The 23,308-nt window shown below is 71.7% G+C and carries 22 protein-coding genes; 15 read left to right on the plus strand and 7 right to left on the minus strand.

Going from position 1 to position 23,308, the window contains the following annotated elements; translation table 11 throughout:
- The first annotated feature begins 16 nt into the window (after nucleotides 1-16).
- The 7 genes from AB0M67_RS28205 (at nucleotide 17) to dgoD (ending at nucleotide 6,533) form a co-directional block, all read left to right on the plus strand.
- Nucleotides 17-1,618: a sugar ABC transporter ATP-binding protein gene (locus AB0M67_RS28205; RefSeq protein ID WP_365749903.1), complete on the plus strand. Its 1,602-nt coding sequence runs from the start codon at nucleotides 17-19 to the stop codon at nucleotides 1,616-1,618.
- On the plus strand, nucleotides 1,615-2,655 hold the full coding sequence (locus AB0M67_RS28210) for an ABC transporter permease (RefSeq protein WP_365749905.1): 1,041 nt from the start codon (nucleotides 1,615-1,617) through the stop codon (nucleotides 2,653-2,655). The genes AB0M67_RS28205 and AB0M67_RS28210 overlap by 4 nt, the downstream gene beginning before the upstream one ends.
- Nucleotides 2,656-2,746: 91 nt before the next feature.
- On the plus strand, nucleotides 2,747-2,962 hold the full coding sequence (locus AB0M67_RS28215) for a hypothetical protein (protein WP_365749907.1): 216 nt from the start codon (nucleotides 2,747-2,749) through the stop codon (nucleotides 2,960-2,962).
- Complete coding sequence (locus tag AB0M67_RS28220) at nucleotides 2,959-3,594, plus strand: bifunctional 4-hydroxy-2-oxoglutarate aldolase/2-dehydro-3-deoxy-phosphogluconate aldolase (protein ID WP_365749909.1); 636 nt, start codon at nucleotides 2,959-2,961, stop codon at nucleotides 3,592-3,594. Before AB0M67_RS28215 ends, AB0M67_RS28220 begins: the two co-directional genes overlap by 4 nt.
- Nucleotides 3,591-4,529 (plus strand): sugar kinase, encoded by a 939-nt coding sequence (locus tag AB0M67_RS28225; RefSeq protein ID WP_365749910.1) that lies wholly within the window; start codon nucleotides 3,591-3,593, stop codon nucleotides 4,527-4,529. Before AB0M67_RS28220 ends, AB0M67_RS28225 begins: the two co-directional genes overlap by 4 nt.
- A 109-nt stretch (nucleotides 4,530-4,638) precedes the next feature.
- A complete protein-coding gene (locus tag AB0M67_RS28230; protein WP_365749912.1) occupies nucleotides 4,639-5,391 on the plus strand; it encodes an SDR family NAD(P)-dependent oxidoreductase in 753 nt (250 codons plus the stop codon).
- Nucleotides 5,388-6,533 (plus strand): galactonate dehydratase, encoded by a 1,146-nt coding sequence (gene dgoD / locus AB0M67_RS28235; RefSeq protein WP_365749914.1) that lies wholly within the window; start codon nucleotides 5,388-5,390, stop codon nucleotides 6,531-6,533. The genes AB0M67_RS28230 and dgoD overlap by 4 nt, the downstream gene beginning before the upstream one ends.
- Here the strand turns inward: dgoD and AB0M67_RS28240 are convergent.
- The 5 genes from AB0M67_RS28240 to AB0M67_RS28260 form a co-directional block, all read right to left on the minus strand.
- Nucleotides 6,520-7,641 carry a methyltransferase gene (locus AB0M67_RS28240; protein ID WP_365749917.1) on the minus strand — a complete coding sequence of 374 codons (1,122 nt, stop codon included), beginning with the start codon at nucleotides 7,639-7,641 and terminating at the stop codon, nucleotides 6,520-6,522. The genes dgoD and AB0M67_RS28240 overlap by 14 nt on opposite strands.
- The gene (locus AB0M67_RS28245) at nucleotides 7,638-8,498 is read right to left on the minus strand and encodes a hypothetical protein (RefSeq protein WP_365749919.1); all 861 of its coding nucleotides are present in this window, start codon (nucleotides 8,496-8,498) and stop codon (nucleotides 7,638-7,640) included. Before AB0M67_RS28245 ends, AB0M67_RS28240 begins: the two co-directional genes overlap by 4 nt.
- Complete coding sequence (locus AB0M67_RS28250; protein ID WP_365749921.1) at nucleotides 8,479-9,951, minus strand: carbamoyltransferase C-terminal domain-containing protein; 1,473 nt, start codon at nucleotides 9,949-9,951, stop codon at nucleotides 8,479-8,481. Before AB0M67_RS28250 ends, AB0M67_RS28245 begins: the two co-directional genes overlap by 20 nt.
- Nucleotides 9,952-10,076: 125 nt before the next feature.
- Nucleotides 10,077-11,282 carry an aminotransferase class I/II-fold pyridoxal phosphate-dependent enzyme gene (locus AB0M67_RS28255; RefSeq protein ID WP_365749923.1) on the minus strand — a complete coding sequence of 402 codons (1,206 nt, stop codon included), beginning with the start codon at nucleotides 11,280-11,282 and terminating at the stop codon, nucleotides 10,077-10,079.
- Nucleotides 11,279-12,646, minus strand: a complete 1,368-nt coding sequence (locus AB0M67_RS28260; protein ID WP_365749925.1) for a radical SAM protein — start codon at nucleotides 12,644-12,646, stop codon at nucleotides 11,279-11,281. Before AB0M67_RS28260 ends, AB0M67_RS28255 begins: the two co-directional genes overlap by 4 nt.
- Nucleotides 12,647-13,137: 491 nt before the next feature.
- Here AB0M67_RS28260 and AB0M67_RS28265 point away from each other — a divergent pair, with 491 nt between their 5' ends.
- The 8 genes from AB0M67_RS28265 (at nucleotide 13,138) to truD (ending at nucleotide 21,640) form a co-directional block, all read left to right on the plus strand.
- Nucleotides 13,138-13,938: a DUF6071 family protein gene (locus AB0M67_RS28265; RefSeq protein ID WP_365749927.1), complete on the plus strand. Its 801-nt coding sequence runs from the start codon at nucleotides 13,138-13,140 to the stop codon at nucleotides 13,936-13,938.
- A gap of 162 nt (nucleotides 13,939-14,100) precedes the next feature.
- Nucleotides 14,101-14,865 carry a tyrosine-protein phosphatase gene (locus tag AB0M67_RS28270; protein WP_365749929.1) on the plus strand — a complete coding sequence of 255 codons (765 nt, stop codon included), beginning with the start codon at nucleotides 14,101-14,103 and terminating at the stop codon, nucleotides 14,863-14,865.
- Between the two features lie 240 nt (nucleotides 14,866-15,105).
- The gene (locus AB0M67_RS28275; protein ID WP_365749930.1) at nucleotides 15,106-15,921 is read left to right on the plus strand and encodes an SDR family oxidoreductase; all 816 of its coding nucleotides are present in this window, start codon (nucleotides 15,106-15,108) and stop codon (nucleotides 15,919-15,921) included.
- A gap of 16 nt (nucleotides 15,922-15,937) precedes the next feature.
- Nucleotides 15,938-16,564, plus strand: coding sequence for a 2OG-Fe(II) oxygenase (locus AB0M67_RS28280; protein WP_365749932.1), 627 nt, complete (start codon nucleotides 15,938-15,940; stop codon nucleotides 16,562-16,564).
- Nucleotides 16,549-18,036, plus strand: coding sequence for a hypothetical protein (locus AB0M67_RS28285; RefSeq protein WP_365749934.1), 1,488 nt, complete (start codon nucleotides 16,549-16,551; stop codon nucleotides 18,034-18,036). Before AB0M67_RS28280 ends, AB0M67_RS28285 begins: the two co-directional genes overlap by 16 nt.
- Nucleotides 18,029-18,961, plus strand: coding sequence for a 2OG-Fe(II) oxygenase (locus AB0M67_RS28290; RefSeq protein ID WP_365749936.1), 933 nt, complete (start codon nucleotides 18,029-18,031; stop codon nucleotides 18,959-18,961). The genes AB0M67_RS28285 and AB0M67_RS28290 overlap by 8 nt, the downstream gene beginning before the upstream one ends.
- Before the next feature lie 145 nt (nucleotides 18,962-19,106).
- Nucleotides 19,107-20,591 (plus strand): MFS transporter, encoded by a 1,485-nt coding sequence (locus tag AB0M67_RS28295; protein WP_365749938.1) that lies wholly within the window; start codon nucleotides 19,107-19,109, stop codon nucleotides 20,589-20,591.
- A 2-nt stretch (nucleotides 20,592-20,593) separates the two neighbouring features.
- The gene (gene truD / locus AB0M67_RS28300; RefSeq protein ID WP_365749940.1) at nucleotides 20,594-21,640 is read left to right on the plus strand and encodes a tRNA pseudouridine(13) synthase TruD; all 1,047 of its coding nucleotides are present in this window, start codon (nucleotides 20,594-20,596) and stop codon (nucleotides 21,638-21,640) included.
- A 2-nt stretch (nucleotides 21,641-21,642) separates the two neighbouring features.
- Here the strand turns inward: truD and AB0M67_RS28305 are convergent, their stop codons facing one another.
- Together AB0M67_RS28305 and AB0M67_RS28310 are read right to left on the minus strand one after the other, a co-directional pair.
- Nucleotides 21,643-22,263 carry a GrpB family protein gene (locus tag AB0M67_RS28305; protein ID WP_365749942.1) on the minus strand — a complete coding sequence of 207 codons (621 nt, stop codon included), beginning with the start codon at nucleotides 22,261-22,263 and terminating at the stop codon, nucleotides 21,643-21,645.
- 161 nt (nucleotides 22,264-22,424) lie between these two features.
- The gene (locus tag AB0M67_RS28310; RefSeq protein ID WP_365749944.1) at nucleotides 22,425-23,297 is read right to left on the minus strand and encodes a 2-dehydropantoate 2-reductase N-terminal domain-containing protein; all 873 of its coding nucleotides are present in this window, start codon (nucleotides 23,295-23,297) and stop codon (nucleotides 22,425-22,427) included.
- Between the last annotated feature and the right edge of the window lie 11 nt (nucleotides 23,298-23,308).

Raw genomic sequence — 23,308 nt, forward strand, 5'->3', positions numbered from 1 at the left:
CGAGGTGAACCCAGAAATGACCCCAGCACATCATCCGGACTCCGCGGACCCCGCCCCGGGCTCCCCCGGCGTCCCGCCTCCCGAGGGCTCCCGGCCTTCGTCCATCGGCGTGTCGGGCATCGTCAAGCGCTTCGGCGACGTGACAGCGGTCGGGGGCGTCACGCTTGACTTCCCCGCCGGACAGGTGACTGCCCTGATGGGCGAGAACGGCGCGGGGAAATCCACACTGCTGAAGATCCTCACCGGCGACCACCAACCCACCGAGGGGCACGTGGTGGTGAACGGTGAGCCCGTGGAGCTCGACTCACCGGCCCGCGCCCGCGCCGCGGGCATCCGGATCATCCCCCAGGAACCGGAGATCATCCCCCATATCTCCGTCGCGGAGAACGTGTACGCCGGCGCCCTGCCCCGCAAGCGCGGACGCGTCCTCGACCGGGCCCAGCTCGACCGGCGCATCAGGGCCGACCTCGAACGGCTGGGGTTCGCCCACGTACTCGACCCGGACCTGCTCGGATCTCAGCTCACGCCCGCACAGCGGCAGTTGGTGGAGATCATGCGCGCGCTGACCGGCACCACCACCGCCGGCCTCATCGCGTTCGACGAGCCGACGTCCTCCCTGTCGGAACACGAGGTCGAGGCACTGTTCGCGCTGATACGACGGCTGCGCGGCGAGGGCATCGCGATCGTGTACGTCTCACACCGCATGCAGGAGATCTTCCAGCTCGCCGACCGCATCGCGGTCCTGCGCGACGGCGACCTCATAGGAGTCCAGGACGCCCGCACCACCGACGAGGGCGAGCTCGTACGCCTCATGGTGGGCCGCGACCTGTCCGCCATGTTCGTACGTCAGCGGGTCGCCACGGACCGACTGGTCCTCGACGTCCAGAACCTCACGACCGACGACGTGACCGACATCTCGCTGCGTGTCCACGCCGGTGAAGTCGTCGGTCTGGCGGGCCTGATCGGAGCCGGACGCTCCGAACTCGCCCTGGCGCTCGCGGGTGACCTGCCCGTCCGCGGCGGCACCGCCACGCTCGACGGGGTACGGCTGCGCGGCGGCCGGCCGGCAGACGTCATCCGTGCCGGGCTCGGGCTTGCGCCCGAGGAGCGCAAGACCCAGGCACTGTTCCTCCAGCAGTCCGTCAAGGACAACGCCACCCTCGTCGTACTGGACCGGCTGCGGCGCCTTCGCTTCGTGCGACGGACGGCGGAACGCCGACTCGCCCAGGAATTCTCCGACCGGCTGCGGGTGCGTACCCCGTCGATCGACCACGAAGTGCGCAAGCTGTCGGGCGGCAATCAGCAGAAGGTCGTGCTGGCCCGGTGGCTGGCCCGCAAGCCGAAGGTGCTGATCCTCGACGAGCCCACCCGCGGCATCGATGTCGGCGCGAAGGCGGAGATCTACCAGATCATCGCCGACCTGGCCGCCGAGGGCGTCGCCGTGCTGGTCATCTCCTCCGAACTTCCCGAGCTCCTCGGCCTCGCCGACCGGGTCGTCGTCATGCAGGGCGGCCGGATCACCGGCGAACTCGATCGCAGCGAAGCCACCGAAGAATCCATCCTCGAACTCGCCATGGCCGACGACATCGTCGGCGCCGCCCCTGGAGCCGCGTCATGACCACCACCAGCACTCCCGCACCGGCCCTGAAGGGTCCCCGGGGCGGTGACGGCCACGCGTCGCACCGGCCAGGACTCCTGGCCGGGATCGGCGGGCAGAACATCAGCCTCATCGGTGCGCTCATCGTTGTGCTCGTGCTGTTCGGCGTCCTCAACGACAACTACCTGAGCCTGTCCAACATGCAGGTGATCGCCGAGGCGGCGACCATCACCGGACTGCTCGCGATCGTCCAGACCGTGGTCATCATCTGCGGCGGCCTCGATATCTCCGTCGGTTCGCAGGTAGGTGTGGCGTCCGTGGTCAGCGCCATGGTGTTCACCACGACCGGGTCGGGCGCCTTCCTCGGCATGGCCGCCGCCGTAGGTGTCGGCGTCCTCGTCGGTGCGCTGAACGGTGTGGTCATCGTGTACGGGCGGGTCAACCCCACCATCGCCACGCTCGCCGGCCTCGCGGCCTACAAGGGCCTCGCGCAGCTGCTGTCCGACGGACGCGCCCAGGGGTACGTACTCAACGACGACGTCTTCGTCTTCCTCGGGCGCGGCAAGATCGCCGGACTGCCGGTCATGGTCTGGATCCTGATCGTCGTGGCCGTCACCGTGCACCTGCTACTCAAGTACACCGACATCGGGCGCAACCTCTACGCCATCGGCGGCAACGACACCGCCGCACGGCTGGCCGGCATCAGCATCAACAAGTACCTGATCTCCGTCTACACCCTCATCGGTGTCGTGGCAGCGGTCGCGGGCATCCTGCTCACCGCCCGCACCGGATCCGGCCAACCGGTCTCCGGTAGTGAGGGCCTCGAACTCAAGGCCATCACCGCGGCGGCGCTCGGCGGCGCCGCTCTCAAGGGCGGCAAGGGCGGCATCGGGGGCACCCTGCTCGCGGTGGCCCTCCTCGGCTGCCTGGAGAACGGCCTGACCGTGGAGGGCATCAACACCTTCTGGCAGAACGTCGCCCAGGGCGCGCTCCTGGTGATCGCCGTCGTCGTCCAGCAGCGCCGGGGCGGCGAACGCGCTGTCGGACTCCCTCACTGACCTCCACGGGCCCGGCACCGCTGCGATCGGTGCCGGGCGCGTGGCCGACGAGCCTTGTTTCGCGCGTCGGTGTGGAGGAAGGAGAGTTCATATGTGCCACTTGACGGCCCGTCCCTGTGGCCCCGGTCCCGGCGGACTCCGCGAAGACCCGGGCGGCGGTTCCCTCTTCCAGCTCGGCACCCGAGAACTGACCCAACGGCAGCTGCGCGAGGAGCCGCACGCCGGGCGGCTCCTCGTCCGCCGGCCGGGCATCGCCGGAGTGCCGGCCGTGCCGTTCGACGACCTCGCTCCCCAGGAGACGGCATGATCTCCCTCCCGTCCGCCCTCGCCGCCGTTCCGGTCGTGGCGATTCTGCGCTCCGGCGCCGCCGACCGGTTCCCGCCGGTCGCCGACACCCTTCGCCAAGCCGGCGTACGAGCCGTCGAGTTCACCCTCACCACCCCTGGAGTCCTCAACGCACTGCGCGAGTACGCCCAGAGCCCGCCCGACGGCCTCGCGCTGGGCGCGGGCACCATCACCACGCCGCGGGAAGCCGAGGCGGCGGTGGCGGCCGGCGCCCGGTATCTGATCACCCCGGCCACCCAACCCGCCGTGATCGCCGAGGCACGCCGGCTCGGCGTGCCGGTGCTGCCGGGCGCCTTGACGCCGACGGAGATCCTCACGGCGTGGCAGGCGGGCGCCTCCATGGTGAAGCTCTTCCCCGCGTCCGTCGGAGGCCCCGAGTACGTACGCGCCGTACGGGCTCCCCTGCCCGACGTGCCGCTCGTGCCCACCGGCGGCATCGGGCTGGAGGAGGCCCCCGCGTACCTGCGGGCCGGCGCCACCGCGCTCGGCATGGGCAGCCCCCTCGTCGGCGACGCCTGCGAAGGCGGCGATCTCACTGCGCTGGCCGAGCGCGCGGCCCGGCTCGTCGGGCTCGTGACCGGAGTACCCCGGTGACGGGCCTGGTGACGCTGGGCGAGGCGATGGCCGTCGTCGCGAGCGAGCCCGGCCCCCTCGCACCGGGGACGCGTGCCAGGCTGTCGTTCTCCGGAGCCGAGGCGACCGTCGCGATCGGTGTCAGCCGACTCGGCCACCACGCCACATGGATCGGCCGCATCGGCGCGGACGCGGCCGGCCGAATGATCCTCGGCGGGCTGCGGGCGGAGGGCGTCGACGTGTCACACGTCCGTACCGAATCCGCCCTGCCCACCGGGCTGATGCTCCGTGAACGGCGGACCGCCGACCACACCCGCTCCGCCTATTACCGCCGGGACCTCGCCGGCTCGCGCCTCGCGCCCGAGGACATCGACGAGGAACTCGTCGCCACGGCCGGACTGCTGCACATCACCGGCATCACCCCCGCCCTCGGGAGCACCGCCCGGAACTCCGTGCGCCGCGCCGTCGACATCGCCCGCCGGGCCGGGGTCACCGTCTCGCTCGACGTCAACTACCGCTCCCTGCTGTGGTCCAGCAAGGACGCGGCTGCCGAACTGGGCTTCCTCGTACGGCGGGCCGACCTCGTCTTCGCCGGAGCCGAGGAGGCACGGCTCCTCGTCGGCGACGCGCCTGCCGAGCAGCTGGCGTGCGCGTTGGCGGCGCTCGGCCCGCGGCAGGCGGTCGTCAAGCTCGGCGCCCAGGGGGCACTGGCCGTCGTCGACGGCCAGAGGCTCGTCCAGCCGCCGGTGCCGGTCACCGTCGTCGACCCGATCGGCGCCGGCGACGCCTTCGTCGCCGGATACCTCGCGGCACAGCTCGACGGAGCCGCGCCGGACGAGCGGCTGCTCACCGCGGCGACGTGCGGCTCGTTCGCCGTCTCCGTCCAGGGCGACTTCGAGGGTCTGCCGCGGCGGGACGAACTGACCCTGCTCACAGGCGACGACGTCATCCGCTGAGGCGCGGGCGAACGCCAACGCCGAACCGCCCGGCACCGCTCGCTCTCCGCGCCCGCGCGCGAGGCTCTCCCCTTGCCGGACCCGATCCGAACGGACAGGAACCACCCCCATGCAACGCTTCACGGGAAAGACCGCGGTGGTCACCGGCGCCTCCTCCGGCATCGGCGCGGCCAGCTCCCTGCGGCTGGCCTCCGAGGGCGCGACCGTCGTCCTCGCCGACATCGCCGACGCGGCCGGCGAGGCCGTCGTCAGGAAGATCACCGCCGGCGGCGGGCGCGCCGCCTTCGTCCACTGCGATGTCTCGTCCCCCGAAGGCTGGCAGCGGCTCCACGACCGCACGCGGAAGCTCGCGGGTCCCGCCGACGTCGTACACAACAACGCGTTCACCCACATCTCCGCCGCGGCGCACGAACTGACCGAGGGCGGCTGGGACAAGGAGATCGCGGTCAATCTCAAGGCCCTCTATCTGGGCGCCCGCACATTCGTGGACGACCTCCGCTCGACCAGGGGCTGCTTCGTCGCCACCTCCAGCGTGCACGCGAACTTCGGTCTGCCCGGCCATCCCGCGTACGCGGCCTCGAAGGGCGGCATCTGCGCGCTGATACGCCAACTGGCCGTCGAGTACGGGCCCGAGATCCGGTTCAACTCCGTGCTGCCCGGTCCCATCCTCACGGACGCGTGGGACGAGGTGAGCGAAGAGGAGCGGCTGCTGTCTGCCCGTGCCACCGCGCTCGGCAGGCTCGGGGCGGCAGGTGAAGTCGCCTCCGCGGTCGCCTTCCTCGCCTCCGCCGACGCCTCGTACATCACCGGCACCGACCTGGTCGTCGACGGCGGCTGGTCCGTCAAGAAGGAGTCGAAGTGAAGATCACGTCCCTGCGCACCTACCTCGTCGCACCGCGCTGGTGCTTTCTGCGCATCGACACCGACGAAGGCGTCACCGGCTGGGGAGAGCCGGTGATCGAAGGGCGCGCGCACACCGTAGCCACCGCCGTCGACGAGCTGGGCGACTACCTGATCGGCCAGGACCCACTGCGCATCGAGGACCACTGGCAGGTGCTGACCAAGGGCGGCTTCTACCGCGGTGGCCCGATCCTCTCCAGCGCCGTGGCCGGCATCGACCAGGCGCTGTGGGACATCAAGGGCAAGGCGCTCGGCGTCCCGGTCTGGCAGCTGCTGGGCGGCAACGTCCGAGACCGCGCCCGCGTGTACAGCTGGATCGGCGGCGACCGCCCGGCCGACGTCGCTGAACAGGCCCTGGCCCGCAAGGCGGAGGGTTTCACCGCCATCAAGATGAACGCCTCGCCCCAACTGGAATTCATCGACACCCCACAGGCCGTGCACGGCATCGTCGACCGCGTCGCCCGCGTCCGCGAGGCCGTCGGCGACCGCTTCGACATCGCCGTCGACTTCCACGGCCGGCTGACGCTCCCGATGGCCCGCCGTGTGCTGCCCCTGCTGGAGCCCTACCTCCCGTTCTTCGTCGAGGAACCCGTCGTCCCGGAGTTGAGCGACCACATCGGGGACGTCGTCCGATCGACCAGCATCCCCATCGCGACGGGCGAACGCCTCTACTCGCGCTGGGACTTCAAGGGGGTCCTCGCCCAGGGCATCGCCATCGCCCAGCCTGATCTGTCGCACGCCGGCGGCATCTCCGAGGTACGCCGGATCGCGGCGATGGCCGAGGCGTACGACACCGCGCTCGCCCCGCACTGCCCGCTCGGCCCCATCGCACTCGCCGCCTGCCTCCAGGTCGGCTTCTGCACCCCCAATCTGCTGATCCAGGAGCAGAGTCTGGGTATCCACTACAACGCCGGTTCCGATCTCCTGGACTACCTCGTCGACCCATCGGTGTTCCGCTACGAGGACGGCCATGTCGGACTCCTCACCGAACCCGGCCTGGGCATCCATGTCGACACGAAAGCCGTCGAGCACGCCGCCGAAACGGGCCATCGCTGGCGCAACCCGATCTGGCGGCGTCAGGACGGCTCCCTCACCGAATGGTGACGTCGCGACAGCCACCCGCATGCTGAGCGGTCCCTACAAGACGGAACTCCATGACGGTGGCTCCCCCTGGCAGCCGGTCGGACCCGCGCAGGCCGAGCCCGGCCCGCCCGGCGAGCCGGGCGTAGTCCGCCACCGAGCGCTTCCTGCCGCCCAGCAGGACCAGCATGCGCAGATCGTGCGAGGTCAGCCGGCGCGTCTCGGCCACGTCCTCGGCGGTTTCCGGCGTACCGGGCGCCGGCTCGCCCGGGAGCACCCGCTCGGCGACCAGTACACGGCCGCCGTCGGGGACAGCGGCGGCGCAGGTCCGCAGGATCCGCACGGCACTCTCGTCGTCCCAGTCGGCGAGGACACGGGAGAGGAGATACGCGTCCGCACCGGCGGGGAGCTGGTCGAACATGTCGTGGACCGACGCGTCCGCGCGATCGCCGAGGCCGTGCGTGGCGAGGTAGCGGCGTGCCTCGGTCACGGAACCCGCCTGGTCGGCCACGGTGCCGCGCATCCGCGGATGAGCCTGGAGAATCTCCCGGAGCAGGGCTCCGGTGCCTCCGCCGACGTCGATGACGTGGTGGACTCCTGACCAGCCGTACGCGGTGCCGATTCCCCGGGTGGACTGGGAGACCTGGGCCATCAGCCGGTCGAACGAGGCGGTCCGCGCGGGCGACGCGCCCAGGTCGGCCCAGAACGGGGCGCCGTGGACCTTCTCGTGGACGGGGGCTCCGGATCGGACCGCGTCCACCAGATAGGGGAAGGTGGTGTCGAGCCGACCGGCCACCTCGTCGGCATCCAGCCACTGCCGCAGATTGGCCGGGTGGCCCGCGAGCAGTTCCCGGGCCAGATCGGTGAGCGCGTACGTGCCGGGTTCCGGCTCGGCGAAGATGTCCCGGCAGGTGAGGAAGCGCAGCAGCCGGGCGAGGGCCTGGGGGTCGGCGCCGGCCGCCTCGGCCAGGTCGGGCAGCCGGGTGTGTCCGGCGGCGATGTGGTCGGCGAGGCGGAGGGTGGCCGCCGCCCGTACGGCGAAGGGGGTGACGATGTCGGCGATCTCGGCGAGGCCGCGGGACGGCCGCGGATGGTCGGGGCTTCCCGGAGCCGGGGCGGACGCGGTGGTCATGTGCTCCTCCAGAGGGACGTCGCGGGAGCGGAGGCCGGGCAGGTGCAGGGGCTGACGGTGAGGGACGGGGACGGGCCGCGCGGCAGAAGTCCGTCCGGAAACGGGGCGCCCCGCTGAGGGGCCCCCGGCTGACGGTCGCGCGGCTCAGGACCGAGCGGCAGCCCGCCGTCCGCGGAGCCGACGCCGCACGTCTCCCACTGCGTTGACGGCGGGCACGGGCCCGGCCCGGCGAGGTCGGCGAGCAGGGCGGCGGCCTGGCGCCGGGTGCGGCAGCGTCGGACGGGGGTGCCGCTGCGCCGCAGCACACCGTGGATGACGACCAGATCGCGGCGCCGGAAGAGCAGCGCCTTGCGGAGCAGCGCGCTCACGCTGCGCACCGGGGGGTCGCCGGACTCCCGGAGCCGGCGCGGCACATACTCCGGTCCGCGCGCCTCGCCCGGCCGCCGCCGTCCGCGCCCGCCGTCCGGCGGTGTTCCCCGAACGGCCTTCGGGGCGCGGGCCGAGCGCCGTAACCGCAGGCTGCGGCGCACCAGGGCCACCGCGCACAGGAGCGGATGACGGTCGAGGAGTACGACGAGATCGGCGGCGCGGACGCGCGGTTCGGTGCTGTCGGCGTAGTTGCCGTCGGCGATCCACCGCGGGAGGTCGCACAGGGCGCGCAGGCGGTGGGCCCATTCTTCCTCACCCGGCCGGGACCAGCCCGGGGACCAGTAGAGGTCGTCGAGGTGGTAGAGCGGCAGGGCCGTCCTGACGGCGAGCAGATGACAGAAGGCGGTCTTGCCGCTGCCGGGGCTGCCGAGGACGACGATCCGCCGGAGCGGTTGCCCGTGCGGCGGGTCACAGGACGGGGATGCCATGGAGCTCCCCGAAGCGGTCCGCGTCCTCGGCGGTGTTGACCAGGGGCTCGCCCTTGATGTTGAGGCTGGTGTTGAGCAGCATCGGGCAACCGGTCTCCTCGTGGAATCGCCGCAGCAGGGTGTGGAGGAACGGGTTCTGCCGCGCGTTGACGGTCTGAACCCGGCTGGTGCCGTCGACGTGGCAGACCGCCAGATGGGCCTCGGGCGCCCGGGCGGTCGCGATGAACTGCATGTACGGGCTGGTCGGTACGGGCAGGTCGAAGAAGGCGTGGGCGTGTTCCTCCAGGACGATGGGGGCGAACGGCCGGAAGGGCTCGCGTCGTTTGATCTCGTTCACCCGGCGCTTGGCGGTGGGCGGACGGGGGTCGGCGAGCAGGCTGCGGTTGCCGAGTGCGCGTGGTCCGAACTCGGCCCTGCCATGGGCCACGGCCAGGACCTCGCCCCGGACAAGGCGCTTGAGGGCGTCCTCGATATCGGGTTCTCGCCGGATGTCGTGGCCGAGGTACGGACCGGGCCACGGGATGTGCCGGCCGAGGTGGGCGAGGGCCGAGCCGACCGAGCTGCCCGCGTCGCCGGGGCTCGGCATGATCCAGATGGTGTCGAAGAGGCCGGAGCGGGCGAGGCGGGCGTTGTAAGCGCAGTTGAGCGCGACTCCGCCGGAGAAGACCAGATTGCGGGACCCGGTCTCCCTGGCCGCCCAGGCGAACACTCCGTCCAGCAGCCGCTCGGTCACCTCTTGGGCGCTGGCGGCGAGCGTGGCGGGGTCGTTCAGTTCGGGGCGCCAGTCGGCGATGCCGCGGTGCACCGAGCGGGTGAGGCGGAAGTGCGGCCAGTCGGCCCGTTCGACGAAGTCCTCCCAGATCACATCGGCGAGGTCCGGCGTCCCGTAGGCCGCCAGGCCCATCATGATGTACTCCTCCTCGTTGGGCTTGAAGCCCGCGCGCTGTGTGAAGGCGGTGTACAGCAGGCCGATGCTGTGGGGGTAGTTCACCGTGGCCACCCGTTCGAGACGGTCGCCGCGGCCGTGCCACAGTGACACCGTGTTCCACTCGCCGATACCGTCCACGACGACCACGGCGGCCTCCGGCAGTCCGGAGGTGTAGTAGCCGCCCGCCGCGTGCGAGTGGTGGTGGTCGACGATGTGCAGGCGTGCCCCGCGCAGCTGTGGGAAGCGCCGCAGATACGTGCGCAGGCCGACCGGGTCGGTCGCCGGGCCGAACTGTCCGGAGCGGAGCTGCCGGGTGCGTTTGAGGAGGGGGCGTTCGTAGTACACGACGTCATCGACGCGGTCCAGATGCGCGAGAGCCGCGGACAGTGCCTGTGGGGACAGCGCGGCGTCGTTCTTGCGTCTGCTGTACCGCTCGCAGTGCGAGGCGAAGACGAGTTCGTCGTCGCGGACCGCGGCGACCGCCGCGTCGTGGCTGCGGCAGGACAGGCCGAGGATGTGCGCCATGGTGCGGCACCTCCAGTGGTGCGCGGAGTCGGGGTCGCGGAGCCGTGCGGGTCAGGGCCTGATCCAGACGACAGGCCCTGGGGCCGGGGTCCCCGGCGGAGGCCGGGGAGGAAACGGGGCCGGTGTCACTTCGGCCGTGTCCCGTGCGGTGCGGTCTTCCCCGGGGCGGCCGGGACATCGTGAGAAGGCCGGGGCCGGTCGGTCACCGCGTCCAGCAGCCGCGCGACGCGCTCCATCGCCGGCCGGTCCGCCAGGGACACCCGGAAACAGCCGCGCAGCCCGGGGAGGTCGGACAGGGAGCGGATACGGACGCGGTGTGCGGCGAGGTGGTCGCGGGCCGCGTCGGCGGTGGCGGGGTCGGGCGACCAGAACGTGGCGAAGTTGGCACCCGGTCGGAGCCCGCGCCACTCGGGGTGGGTGGACAGCACCCGGTCGGTGAACTCCCGCTGTACGGCCCGGACGTCCCGCCAGATCTCCCGCCAGCGTTCACGCTGCGGGGCCAGGCGTTCCAGCAGGGCGACGCCGGGGGCACCGACCGCGTTCTCGGGACGGAAACGGCCGAGGTGTTCGCGGAGGGCCGGATGGACGAGCAGCGCGGCGACGCGCAGCCCGGCCAGGGCGAACGCCTTGGAGTAGGAGTGCACGACGACGACGTTGGGGAACTCCGCGACGAGCGGTGCGTGGGAGGTGTGGACGAAGTCACCGTATGCCTCGTCGATCACGAGCAGGTGGCCCAGGTCCCGGGCGGTCTCGGCGAAGCCGCGCATCGTGCGCGGCGGATACAGCAGCCCGCTGGGGCTGCCCGGGTTGGTCACCGCCGCCACGGCCGGCCCCGGGGCGTCCCGCAGCGCGGCCAGCAGGGGGGCGGGGTCGGCGGTGGGTGGCGCGCCGGTGAGTCCGGGAACGCGTGTCACCCGGACCCGGCGCAACTCGGCGTAGTGGTACCAGGCTTCGAAGGCGGGTTCCTGAAGGAGGAGTCGGCCGGCCGGGCGGACGAGGGCGTCGACGACGAGGCCGATTCCGTTGTCCGAACCCGCCGTGAGCAGGACATGGTCGCTGTCGAGGCCGTGGTAGGCGCCGAGTGCGTCCAGGGCACGGTCCTGAACGGGGTAGGCGATGGTCTCCGCCAGGGGCAGTGCGGCGAGTTCGCCGCGCACCAGCTGGTCGCTCCACGGATGCTGGAGTTCGCAGCTCTTGAGGTTGAGTGTGCCGGGGCGGCGCTCGCGGGGCTGCCAGCTCAGGTGGAGGGTCTCCGTGCCGAGCGGGAACCGGAAGCCGTCCAGGTTCAGGGTGCGGGTCGGTCCCGGCGTGCCGCGTGCCGGGCCGGTCAACGGGTGGTCCGCTGCGGAATGCGTTCGTGGACGCTGGTGAGCCGGTCCTCCCGGCCGAACAGGAACGCGTAGCGGGCGTCGGCCTCCGGTGGCTGCCCGGTCCGGTCGTCGTCGGCCGCGTCGGGAACCGGCTCCGCGCTGATCAGTTGCCGGTTGTAGCGGGCTATCTGATGTGTTGTCATCTCTCCCGTCATTTCATGGAACGGGGTGTACATGGTCGGGCGGACACGGGCGCCGAGGGAGCGGGCGAACTCGACGGTGCGTGCCGTGCCCTCGACCGAGGTGCCCGGCAGCCCGACGATGACGAACGCGTTCAGTTCGATGCCGGCCGCGCCGCACCACCGGGCCAGCGCACCGAACCTCTCTTCCTCGATGCGTTTGCTCCGGGGCAGCCCGCCCTGGCCCTCCGCCTCAAGGGTTTCGAGCCCGACCGAGATCCGGACGCAGCCGGCCCGGCCCATCAGGGCCACCAGTTCCTCGCCGAGGTGGTGGATGGTGGTCGCGCATTTCCACTGCGGGGAGACCGGCCCTTCGATGAACCTCTCGCACAACTCCCGGACCCAGCGCCGGTCGAGGGTGAAAGTGGGGGCGTAGAAGGCGACGTATTCGAACGGGTGACGGCTGTAACTGTCCCGGATGTAATCGATGACAGCGTCCACCGTCATGCGCCGCTCGCGGAGTCCGAAGATCTCGGGAACTTCGCAGAACTCGCAGCCGACGGGGCATCCACGGGCCGCCGGTACGACGAGTTCGCGCCGGAACGGGATCCCGCAGAACTTGTGCTCGTCCTTCGCGTAGAAACGGTCGTAGTCCTGGTAGGGAATCTCGTCGACGTCGGGCAGAGTCCACTCCTCGGGTGCGAGCCGGTCGCCGTGGCCGCTGGGTTCGAGCCATTGCGTACCGTGCCGTACCGCGACTCCCGGAAATCCTGCCACGGGGGCGATTTCGGGACCGGATTCCGCGAGCCCATTGACGTAGTGCGCGACTCCGCACTCATAGTCCCCGGACTGTACGACGGCGTCCAGATCGAACTGGCGGAAATAAGTGGGGTTGAGGCTGGAGAGCCGGCCGAAGGTGATCAGACGGCTGCGCGGGGAAAGGACCCGCGCGTACTCGGTGAATCGCGCCAGGCCGTCCACCGCGTCGAAGTCGTTCATCACCGCGATGACGTCGTACCGGCCTTGGTAGAGCAGGTCGCCGACACCCTTCCAGTTCATGCTCAGAGTGCCGGCCTCGCAGGTGTCCACCCGCCCTGGGCTCGGCCGGCGGCGCAGATGACCGGCCACCATGTACAGCGGGCTGTGGTGGCCGGCGTTGAAGTAACTCGGCACGTGGGGCGGCCAGATCAGCAGGACGTCCGTCATGTGCGCTCCCTTGCGTCGATGGATCGGAACTGCGGGGGCCGTCGTTCGCCGACCCAGCCGCGGGCCGGTGCCGCCGGGCGGGCAGACGGGCGTTCGGACCGGGGCCCGGATACGTCGGCGTGCTTGCGAGTGCCGTCCATGACCACGCGGCCCGAGGGAGAATCGGGCCTGGTACGCCCGGGTTCCGCCGGAGGCTCAGGTGCCTTCTACCCCTTTCGGTGCCCTCCCCATTCACCGGCCTGGGACCCCACCCCGCCGTTTCAGCCTGTTCCGTTCCGTGAGCCTCGGTGGCGTCGCGAAGAATATCGAGGTCAGACGGAAAACAGCTCTGGCAGAACCGAATCCCGCCTCTTTCATATGGCCAGAACCGGCAGGCGCGGCCGGGGCCGGCACTCTCGTACGGTTGTTGGCCCGCGCAATGTCATGTAACACTTCACATCGGCACCTCACCTATTGCCGCGATGCTTCCATGTGTCGTCTGGAGATTAGTCGTGCTTGTGTATGCCAATGGCTGTTCCATGACATACGGCGCCGAGTTGGTGGACGATCTGGACCCCGACCCCGTGCTGCGGGACTATAGGGAGAGACATTCCTGGCCGGCCCGGCTGGGTGACTTCCTGGACGCCGACCGCGTGGTGAACGACGCCGTGATTTCGGGGTCCAACGACCGGATATTACGCACCACCATCGACTGGCTGGCCGGCCATCGTGAGATCGTCGACAAGGGTCAACTGCTGGTCGCCGTCGGCTGGTCGGGCGCGATGCGCCGCGAGTTCTATGTGGACGAAGAGTTCCACCAGGTCATTCCGTATCAGCAGCACCGGAATCCGGATGTCCAGAGGCTGACCGATGTCTACCGCGATGTGGCCTGGCACGACCGGGAGTCCGGGACCCGGCTGATCACGCAGATCCTGTCGCTCCAGTCGTTCCTGCGTCTGCACCGGATCCCGTATCTGTTCTTCGACTCCATCGAGAGTTCCTACGACACCCTCGGCCGGGCCGGACTGGCCAGGAGCGGCGGGGTGGAGTGGGTGGACCGCACGCACTTCTACCGGTTCGGCGACGCCGACGGTTCCATGGCCGATGTGCTGCGGGCGTCCGGCACCGGATGGAAGGGGCGGCATCCCGCCGAGGACGGTCACGAGACATGGGCCCACAAGCTGGCCGCGCACGTGGTGGCCGAGCGGCTGCTGCGGCGCCCCACCGCCACGCCCGCCGCACCCCCCTCCGGCCCCGCCTTCGCCCGCCGGCGTCTCTTCCGCTCAGCGAACCGCGATTTCCTCTATCCCTGACGCCGCCCGCGCCGACCCCGGCCGCAGCGGTCCACTCCCGCACCCCGCAGGCCGTCTCCCGCCTCTGCCTGGCGCTGACGGCGCCCCCCTCCTCGGAAAGGCACCGCTGATGGACACCACCCGCGCTCCCGTCCCCCCGACCGTCCCCGCATCGCCGGCCCGGTGAGCACACCCCCGCAGTCACCCCCCTCCGCACCCGGGCCGGTGTCCGACGCGGTCAACCTGCGCGCCGTGGCGCCTCCAGGTGTGGCACCCGGCCGTATCTGGCGCGCGGGCGCGGGGGCGGCCATGGACGCGGGCACCGCGGCCGAGCTGACGGGCCGTCACGGCATACGGACCGTGATCGACCTCCGGTCGCAGGATGAGACGGACCGCCACGGCGGCCCCGCCGCACTCCTCGGGCACGGTGTGCGCTGGGTCCGCAGCCCGCTCACCGGCTACCCGCGCGACATCGTGCACCTCGCCCGGCCGACCCCCGGCCATTACGTCCGCTACTACCACGCCATTCTCATGGAGAGCTCCGCCGGCGGCGCCCCCGCGCTCTTCGCCGACCTCGCCGAGGCCGCCGGCGAACCGTTCCTGGTCTGCTGTCATCTCGGCAAGGACCGCACGGCGGTGGTGACAGCCGCCCTCCTCGCCCTGGCCGACGTGCCCGACGAGCTGATCGCCGCGGACTACGCGGCCAGTGGCGCGGCGCTGGTGCCGCTGGTCGACCGTTACGCGCACAAGTGGCGGGCGCACGGCTGGACGCGCCAGGACTACCTGGTCCATCTCGGCACACCGGCCGTGATCATGCGGACCTGGCTCACCGAACTGCGGCAACGGCACCGCAGTGTGCGGGCCGCGCTGATCAGGGCCGGGGCCCGCCCCGCCGACCTGGCGGCACTCACGACCGCGCTCACCTCCCGGGCACACCCCGGCGGCTGACCGCCCCACCGCTCAGGCACACCGTATGACTTCCCCACCGCTCAGCAGCGCGCCGCCGCGGTTCCTCTGCCCGGCGGTGGAGACGAGGAGAAGGTCAGCCGTGGGACACCCAGAAAGCCGCTCACCGGAAGCCCGGACGGCCCCTGCCGCAGCGGCCGGCTCCTTGTCTCCTCCCCCGCGGCGGAGCAACCCTCCCGGTCCCGCCCGTTCGTGCCCGAACCCCCGCCGACAGGAGCCCACATGAGTCCATCGAGTCCCCCGGCACGGCCGCTCCCCGGCCACTACCGGAGCGCCGCGGTGATCGGCGGCACCCACGGCCTGGGCCGTGCCCTCGCCCTCGCCGCGCGCGACCGCGGGCTGCGGACCGTGGTCTACGGACGCTCCGCGGCCTCCGTCCCCGACCCCGACGGCCTCCTGCCCCGCTCCCTCGACCTGTGCGATCCGCAGAGCGTACGCACCGCACCCGTCGATGTGCCGAGTCCCGCCTACGTACTGTGGGTCGCCGGAGCCTTCCTGAAGAAGGCCCTCGCGGAGACCACCGAGGACGAGGTTGAGCGGTTGACCCGGCTGCTGTTCTCCGGGCCAGTGCTCTTCCTGCGGCGGCTGCTGGCCGAGGCCGAGGACCCCGTCCATCTGATCACGATCGCGTCCTCGTCCTCCTGGAAGCGGCGCGAGCGGGAGTCGCTCTACTGCGGACTCAAGGCCGCGCAGGCCACCTTCGTACGCAATCTGGTGCCCGAGCTGCTCGCCGCGCACCCGGAGAACCGGATCACCCTGGTCAACCCCGGCGGCCTGGCCGTACCCGACTTCCACACCGGCCTCGCCCTGGACTTCGGCACCATGATGGATCCCGGCGAGGTGGCCGAGATCGTCTGGAACATCGCGGCCGACCAGCGGCGCGCGTTCACCGAGGTCCAGATCCTGCGCAGTCGCGCACCCGGTTCCGAAGGCACCCCCGAGGTGTCCTACGGAGCACGCGCGCCCCAGGCCCCCGAAGAGCCCGGAGCCGACGCCACCGCGGGTGAGACGGCATCCACGCCCATCCGGCACCACTGACGGAAAGGACGAACCCTTGCTGGACCTGAACGCGCCGGTGGAACGGCACGACGAACCATACCGATGGGCCGTGGCCCACTCCGTGATCCCGGCGGCGGCGGCACGGAGCCTGCGGGAGCAGATGCCCGCGCCGCAGGCACTGCATCCGGCCGAGCGCACCGGCGACGGGGACAAGACGTACCGGATGGCGGTCCTCCCGCTGATCCGTCACGGCGCACCCGAGCCGGGTATGACCGCGATGGGCGAGACATGGCACGGGCTCGTCGCACACCTCCAGGCGGACGCCTACCGCGACTGGGTGTCCCGGACCATCGGCCTTGATGTCACCGACACCACACTGGACATCGGTCTCTTCGTCTTCCAGGGCGGGGACCGTATCTCCGCGCACACCGACAAGCCGGGCAAGCGCGCCACCCATGTCATCTACCTCAACGACGACTGGTCGGACGACCACGGCGGGCAGTTCGAGGTCAGAACCGGCCCGGACCTGTCCGTCAGCCCGTACGCCACCGTGGTGCCGGGCGGCGGGCGCTCGGTGCTCTTCGCCCGCTCGGAACACTCCTGGCACGCGGTCGCACCGGTGTCCGCCCATGCCCCGCAGTACCGGCTGACCTGCCAGGTGGAGATGTGGAACCTCGGCTGACCCCCGCGCCGCTCACCGGTGACCACACCACGGACACCGCCTCTCCCCCGTCGCGCCCCGGCTCCCCGGCGGGCTGCGCGCCGTACTGGGACATCGAGTGCGGGCCACCGCTCGCCGACGAGGTACGGATGTCCGGTTTCAAGCACCTCATGGTGGGCTGCATGGCCGCGGCCTGCCTGTCGGAGGAACCCTGGGATCTGCGCAACGCGCCGGAGCTGACCGACCGTCAGGCACTCGCGGGGATGCTGCGGGCCCTCGGCGCCCGCGTCGACGTCGACGGGGCCTCGGAGCGGGTACGGATCGACGCGGCCCAACTGACCGGCCACCGCGTGCCGGCCGACTGGTCGGCCCAGGTGCACGGCGGCGCGTATCTGCTGCCTGTCCTCCTGGCCCGCCACGGGCGGGTGGAGTCCGGGGCGCACGGCGGCTGCCGGATCGGAGGCGGGCACCGGGGCGGCCGCCCGGTGGAGCACATGGCCCGTGTGCTGGAGCGCTTCGGGGCCACCTGTGCCACGGACGGCGGCGGGCTGACCGCGACGGCTCCCCGGGGGCTGCGGGGCACGGTGATCGACCTGGCCGACTTCTCCACCCCCGACCCGTGCGGCGGGCTGCCCACCGGCCCCCACTACTCGGGCGCCACGAAGACCGCGCTGCTCGCCGCGGCCGGCGCCCGGGGCACCACCGTACTGCGGAACCCCTATCCCAAACCCGACGCCCAGGAACTCGCCCGCACCCTGGCGCTGGCCGGGGTGGCGGTGGACGTGACACCGCACGCCATCGAGATCCAGGGCGCGGACGGCCCGATCGGTGCCGCCTCCGTCACCCTGCCGTCGGACCTCCTGGAGGTGGTCACCTTCGTCACGGCGAGCGTCCTGCTCGACCAGGAGCTGACCCTGCGGCTGACCCGCCCGGACGTGGTACAGGACGGGCTCGCCCCGGAACTGCTCCACCTGGAGCGGATCGGAGTCCCGCTCCGCTGGGACCGCGACATGCTGCACATACGGCCGGCCGTGGGCCCGCTGACGCCGGACCGGGTCGTCGCCGCGTCCCATCTCATCTACAGCGACGCCCAGCCCCTGTTCGCCCTGCTCCTGCTGGCCGCCTCGGCGCCTTCGACACTGGTGGAGACCGTCTGGTCGGGGAGGTTCGGCTATGTCGACGGACTGCGCTCGATGGGCGCCCGGCTGACCGTCCACGAGCAGGAACTGCGGATCCACCCGGGCCCGTTGCACCCGGCGCCCGGACCGCTTCGGGCGAACGACCTGCGCGCCGCCGCCGCGCTGCTGCTCGCCGCTCTGACCGTCCGCACCCCGCAACGGCTCTACGGCGTGGAGCACCTGGCCAGGGGCTACGCGCGACTCCCCGCCAAACTCCGTGCCCTCGGCGCGCGGATCACACCCGGCGGGGCCACCACCCCGGACGTCCCCGACGCCGCGGATTCCCAGGACAAGGAGGCGTTCCACGATGTCTGACGGCCCGTCCACCACGGCCATGTCCTCGTCCGGCGACTCCAGGGGCCCCAAATCCCCCGAGGACTGCGCCGACTCCCGCGTCCCGGGGACTCCCGGTCCCCCCGACGGCTCCGGCCCCTCGGGCGCCGTGCTCGACCTGCCCGCGCTGAGGCGGGCGGAACTGGCCGAGCGCCCCTACCACTGGGCGGAACTGTCCGGCACCCTGCTCGGCCCACCGGGCCGGACCGCACGCCAACTGGAGGAAGAGTTCCCGGCGCGGGGCTTCCGGCTGACCGAACGGACCGGCGGGGACTCGGAGAAGACCTACCGCACCCGCAACCTCCCGCTGATCACGCGGGGGCGTCCGGTCGCCGAAAGCCTCGCCTTCCTGTCCCCCCTGTGGCGGCGGCTCGTCGACGAACTCGCCTCGCCCGGCTATCGCGCGGCGGTGGCCGAGGCGACCGGCTGCCCGCTCGGCCGCTGCGTCATCGAGGCACGCGCGGTCCGCTACGGGCCCGGCTACTGGATCGCGCCGCACACCGACCGGCCCGACAAGGTGGTCACTCAGCTCTGGTACTTCAACTCCGAGTGGCCGGCGCGATGGCAGGGCTCACTGCGTATCCTCGGTTCGCCCGCGGCCGACGACATACGGGCGGAGATCGCGCCGCGGCCGGGCTCCTCGGTGTTGCTGGTCCGGTCGGCCGATTCCTGGCACTCCGTCACTCCTGTCTCCGCCGCCGCCTCCCAGGACCGGCGCACCCTCCTGGTGCACTTCGTCGACCCCACGGCCGACACCGGTTCCGGCGATCCCCCGCCCGGGACGCGGGTCGCGGACGTAGAACCGCCCGGCACGGACGTACAGTTGCCCGGCACGGAACGCCCCGGCACGGACGGACAGCGACTCGGGCCGGACGACCGGGGAGGATCCGGGCTATCACTCAGCTGACAGACCGACATGTGCTGGTTTCCGGGCGAACGGGCGGCGCAGCGACGGATCGGGGCCCTCTTCCTTGACCCACCCTCGCAGAACCGCACTCAAGGCCCCGGCTCCCAGCCCGTCATCCGCCCGCTACGGCCGCCGGGTACTCTCCGTGACCTCGCTCACCGCGCTGCTCACCGGCCTCAACACCAGCGGACTCGACGTGGCACTGCCCGGGATCGCCCGGCACTTCGACGCGTCCGCCGCGCAGGCCAGTTGGATGATCCTCGGCTATCTGCTGGCGGGCACCGTCCTGCTGCTGGTCTGGGGCCGACTCGCGGACCTGTTCGGGCGCTGCCGGCTCTATCAGACGGGTATCGCCGTGTTCACCGCGGCGAGCATCGGCTGCGCGCTCGCCCCGGACGCCTGGTGGCTGGTCCTGGGCCGGATCATCCAGGGGGTGGGGGCGTCGGCCGTCATCGCCAACACCACCGCGCTGCTCGCGGACGCGTTCCCTCCCGAGCGGCTGCCCCGGGCCCTCGGCGTCAACGCCACCCTCATCTCGGCCACCCAGGCCGCCGGTCCACTGCTCGGCGGGGCCCTGACGAAACTCCAGGGCTGGTCCGGGATCTTCTGGGCCAGCGGAGCGGCCGGGCTGGTCGCCTGCGGCTGGGCCGCCTACGTCCTGCGCCCGGACCACGGCCCCGGCTCCGCCGAGAAGTTCGATGTGGCGGGCGCCCTGCTGTCGGTCCTGTTCCTGGGGGGCGGGGCGCTGGCGCTGACCGAAAGCGGCACCCGGGGGTGGACGAGCGGAACCGTCGTGCTGAGCGCGGCCGTGTCGCTGTCCGCCCTCCTCGTATTCCCTCTCGTCCAGAGACGGCAACGGCACCCTCTGGTGGACCCGTGGCTGTTCCGTGACCGGCGCCGCGCGATGGCGCTGCTGGCCGCCTTCCTGACGGCGATGTCGTACTTCTCCGTCGTCCTGGTGATGTCCCTGTACCTCCAGACAGTTGAGCACCTGGACGTCCTGTCCGCCGGGTTCCAGGTCATGCTGATGTCCGTCGGAGCCATGCTCGCCTCGCCGGCGGCCGGACGTCTGGCCACTCGTCATCCGGCGCGGCTGCTGGCCAGCGCGGGCACGGCGACGTCCGCGCTGGGGATCGCTCTGCTGGTACTGGCCCTGTCGCTCGGTCCGCCGGCACCGGCCGGCCTCATCGGGCTGGGGCTGTTCCTGACCGGCGTCGGCGCCGGCCTGTTCGGAGTGCCGAACACCGGCGAACTCATGTCGCTGGTGCCCGCGCACCGGCGCGGCATCGCCAACGGCGTACGGTCCATACTCCAGAACGCGGGTTATCTGATCAGTTCGGTCGTGGCCCTGGCGCTGGTCGCCGGTCACGGGACGTCCGGCCCCGGCGGGCCGGACGGCGCCGGCTCGCCGCTTCCCGCGGCAACGGGCGGCCCGGCCGCTCTCGTCGGGCACCATCGCCTGGCGCTGCTGGTTCTGCTCGGCCTGTGTCTGGCCGCCACCGCGTCGTCGCTCCTGCGTGGCGGCGCGCACCGGCCCGTACCGCACCCGGCCCTCACCACCCCACCATCTGCCCCGCACCGCCCCGGCCCCGGCCCGGGCGGATCCGGCAGGACGAAAGGAACGGAGTGACTGTGGAGCACCCCATTCTCAAGGCTCGCGACACCGACTTCGTGGTCCAGGAAAGCATGGTCCTGCCCGTACGGGACGACGAGGACGCTCCTTTCCAGTATCTGCGGCTGCGCAAGCGCGGATACACCACCTTCGAGGCGGTCGAACGGATCGCCGCGGTCTGCGGCGTCCCCGCCTCCGATCTCTCGACGGCGGGACTGAAGGACGAGGACGCCGTCACCGAGCAGCATCTCGCGTGCCGGGGCGGACTCTCCCCTGACGGCATAGCCGAGTTCAACCACCGCCACGCTTCCGGCGAACGCACCATGCGACTCTCCCTCCACGGGTACGGTGACCGGGGCCTGCGCGTCGGGCATCTGGAGGGCAACGGCTTCCGGATCATCGTGCGCGGGCTGAGCGCCGATTTCGTGCGGACGGTCGCCACGCTCGGCGAGCGTGCCGGGGACCTGTTCTTCGTCAACTACTACGACACACAGCGATTCGGCGTGGCGGGGGGTCCGAGGACCACGCACCGGATCGGCCGTGCCCTCCTGGAGAAGGACCACGGGACCGCGCTCGGTCTCGTCCGGGAGTCGAAGTCCCCGGAGGCCGAACGCGCCCGGCACTTCACCGGAGCGGCCTCGGACTTCTTCGACCGGATCGACCCTCGCGTCCTGGCCTTCTACCTGTGCGCGCACGCCTCGTACGTCTGGAACAGCCAACTGGCCGCGCTTCTGCGGAAGATCAACCGCCACCCGCTCGACGAGACCGTTCGTGAGGGCATCCCCTACACCTTCGCCACCCACCGGGACGATGTACTGGCCCTGCTCGGGGAGGCCACGACACTGCCCTACGAGCGCCACCGCTGGTCCGACGGGGAGATCCGCCGCACCCAGGGCCTGCGCCCAACGGTGGTGCAGACCCGGGTCCGGGTGGACCGTACGGGCGAGGACACCGTCACACCGGGCCGCTACGCCTGCGAGCTCGCCCTCTTCCTGCCCTCCGGCTGCTACGCCACCAACGCGGTGGCGCAGTGGGTGGCCTGGACCGATTCATCGCTGGGGCCCTGAGGTCAGACCCGGCGGGAGCCCGGCCTGCCCGTCATCGTGGCGGACGGCTGCCAGCCCGTGTCCCGCGCCCAGGGTTCGGCGACGGCGACGACGAGATCGACGACGGGATCCTTGACATCGGCGTAGGTGGCGAGGTCGGGGACGGCCCCGGCGAGCACCTGTTTGAAGCGCGCGTAGGCCGGAACCGCCTCGGGGTGGGCCCGCAGCCAGTCACGGAAGAGAAGAGCGAGCCGTTCGTTGGGCGAACCGGCCACCCGGACATGGAGGTTGACATCCGGCTCCTGGTGGCCGCGCCGGATCCACAGCAGCTTGGTCCAGCGCGCCGGATCGTCATCGCTGCCGGCCGGGACGTGATCCTGACGGTACGGCGCGAGCTCGAAGCCCTGGCCGGCCAGCGGCCCGGCGAACGCGCCCCGCGCCTCCTGGAGGTCGCGGACGCTGACCTGCGTGTCGAACACGGGCTTGGCCGCCATGCCGGGCACCGCGGTACTGCCGATGTGTTCGACATGCAGCGCGAGCGGTTCGAGCAGTTCGTACAGTCTGTCGGTGAGCGCCTTGCCCCGGGCGGCCCAGGCGGGGTCCGAGTCGGCCAGGAGAAGTTCGGGGGAGATGTCCTTGGGCACCGGACGATTCTAGACGAGCCGTTGCGAGGTCCCGACTGCCCGGCGGCGCCCGGCAGTCGGGAGGAGGCCGCCGGGCCCTGGCACGCCGGTACCGCGCTTCCCATCGGGAACGACGGCGCCGGTCGGCACGATCCGGCCGAGGAGGCACAACCGTCTGTTGCCTACCGGACCTTCGCATGGGCACGCAGCTGTTCGGTCAGCCGGTCGAGTTCGGCTACGGTCGCGGGCGAGGCGTCGTCGAGTCCGCTGTGTACGGCCGTCGAGCTCCGCAGGAAGCGCCGCAGCAGGGCCACGAGCAGTCCTTCCGGGAGAGTCCGCAACGCAGCGAACCCGCGAGGGACCGGTGGCGTCGGCATGGCGGCGAGGTTCTGCCGCATGAGGTTGAGCATGCCGCGGACCGCGTCCGGATCGTCGGCCAGCGCTGCCGGCCCGCCCGCCGCGTGCGCCGCCTGCCCGAGTGGCACCGAGAACGCGGCGTGCGTCTTGAGCCAGGCATCCATCCGCGGCTCGGCCTTGGCGTTGACCCCGGTGGTACGGAACGCCCGCACGATCCGTTCCAGTCGTGGGGTGGTACGGCCATCGGGTTCGCCGATCGGCATCGCGACCCGGCGGGTCATGAAGTTGGTCGCGCGGTAGCGGACCACGTCGCCGTCCATCGTGCCGCCGGCCGAGGGGAAGCCGAGCAGTACCCGCCCGGAGCCGATCACCGTGCCCAGTGGCTCCGCGCCGGCCGCCCAGTTGTGCAGGAACAGTACGTCGCCTTCGAGGCCGGCGAGTGACTCCAGCACCGCGTCCACCTGATGGGTGCGGACGAAGACGGCGGTCAGGTCGTACCCGCCGGCCGGATGGTCGACCACCGGCACCGGCACCCGCCTGACGGCCGGGCTGTCCTCCTCGGCGAGCTGCACCCCGTGCCGGCGCAGGGCCGCCAGGCGCTCGCCCCGGGCGAGCAGCGAGACATCGTGCCCCGCCTCATGCAGGCGGGCGGAGAACAGGCTGCCGAGAACCCCGGCGCCGTACACGAGCAGTTTCATGACAACCTCTA

This window comes from Streptomyces sp. NPDC051662 (assembly GCF_040681655.1).
Taxonomy (GTDB): domain Bacteria; phylum Actinomycetota; class Actinomycetes; order Streptomycetales; family Streptomycetaceae; genus Streptomyces.

Bases quoted from the DNA above. Each gene is read 5' to 3' on its own strand.
- AB0M67_RS28205 (WP_365749903.1), top strand. From the start codon at position 17: ATGACCCCAGCACATCATCCGGACTCCGCGGACCCCGCCCCGGGCTCC.
- AB0M67_RS28210 (WP_365749905.1), top strand. From the start codon at position 1,615: ATGACCACCACCAGCACTCCCGCACCGGCCCTGAAGGGTCCCCGGGGC.
- AB0M67_RS28215 (WP_365749907.1), top strand. From the start codon at position 2,747: ATGTGCCACTTGACGGCCCGTCCCTGTGGCCCCGGTCCCGGCGGACTC.
- AB0M67_RS28220 (WP_365749909.1), top strand. From the start codon at position 2,959: ATGATCTCCCTCCCGTCCGCCCTCGCCGCCGTTCCGGTCGTGGCGATT.
- AB0M67_RS28230 (WP_365749912.1), top strand. From the start codon at position 4,639: ATGCAACGCTTCACGGGAAAGACCGCGGTGGTCACCGGCGCCTCCTCC.
- AB0M67_RS28240 (WP_365749917.1), bottom strand. From the start codon at position 7,641: ATGACCACCGCGTCCGCCCCGGCTCCGGGAAGCCCCGACCATCCGCGG.
- AB0M67_RS28245 (WP_365749919.1), bottom strand. From the start codon at position 8,498: ATGGCATCCCCGTCCTGTGACCCGCCGCACGGGCAACCGCTCCGGCGG.
- AB0M67_RS28250 (WP_365749921.1), bottom strand. From the start codon at position 9,951: ATGGCGCACATCCTCGGCCTGTCCTGCCGCAGCCACGACGCGGCGGTC.
- AB0M67_RS28260 (WP_365749925.1), bottom strand. From the start codon at position 12,646: ATGACGGACGTCCTGCTGATCTGGCCGCCCCACGTGCCGAGTTACTTC.
- AB0M67_RS28275 (WP_365749930.1), top strand. From the start codon at position 15,106: ATGAGTCCATCGAGTCCCCCGGCACGGCCGCTCCCCGGCCACTACCGG.
- AB0M67_RS28290 (WP_365749936.1), top strand. From the start codon at position 18,029: ATGTCTGACGGCCCGTCCACCACGGCCATGTCCTCGTCCGGCGACTCC.
- AB0M67_RS28310 (WP_365749944.1), bottom strand. From the start codon at position 23,297: ATGAAACTGCTCGTGTACGGCGCCGGGGTTCTCGGCAGCCTGTTCTCC.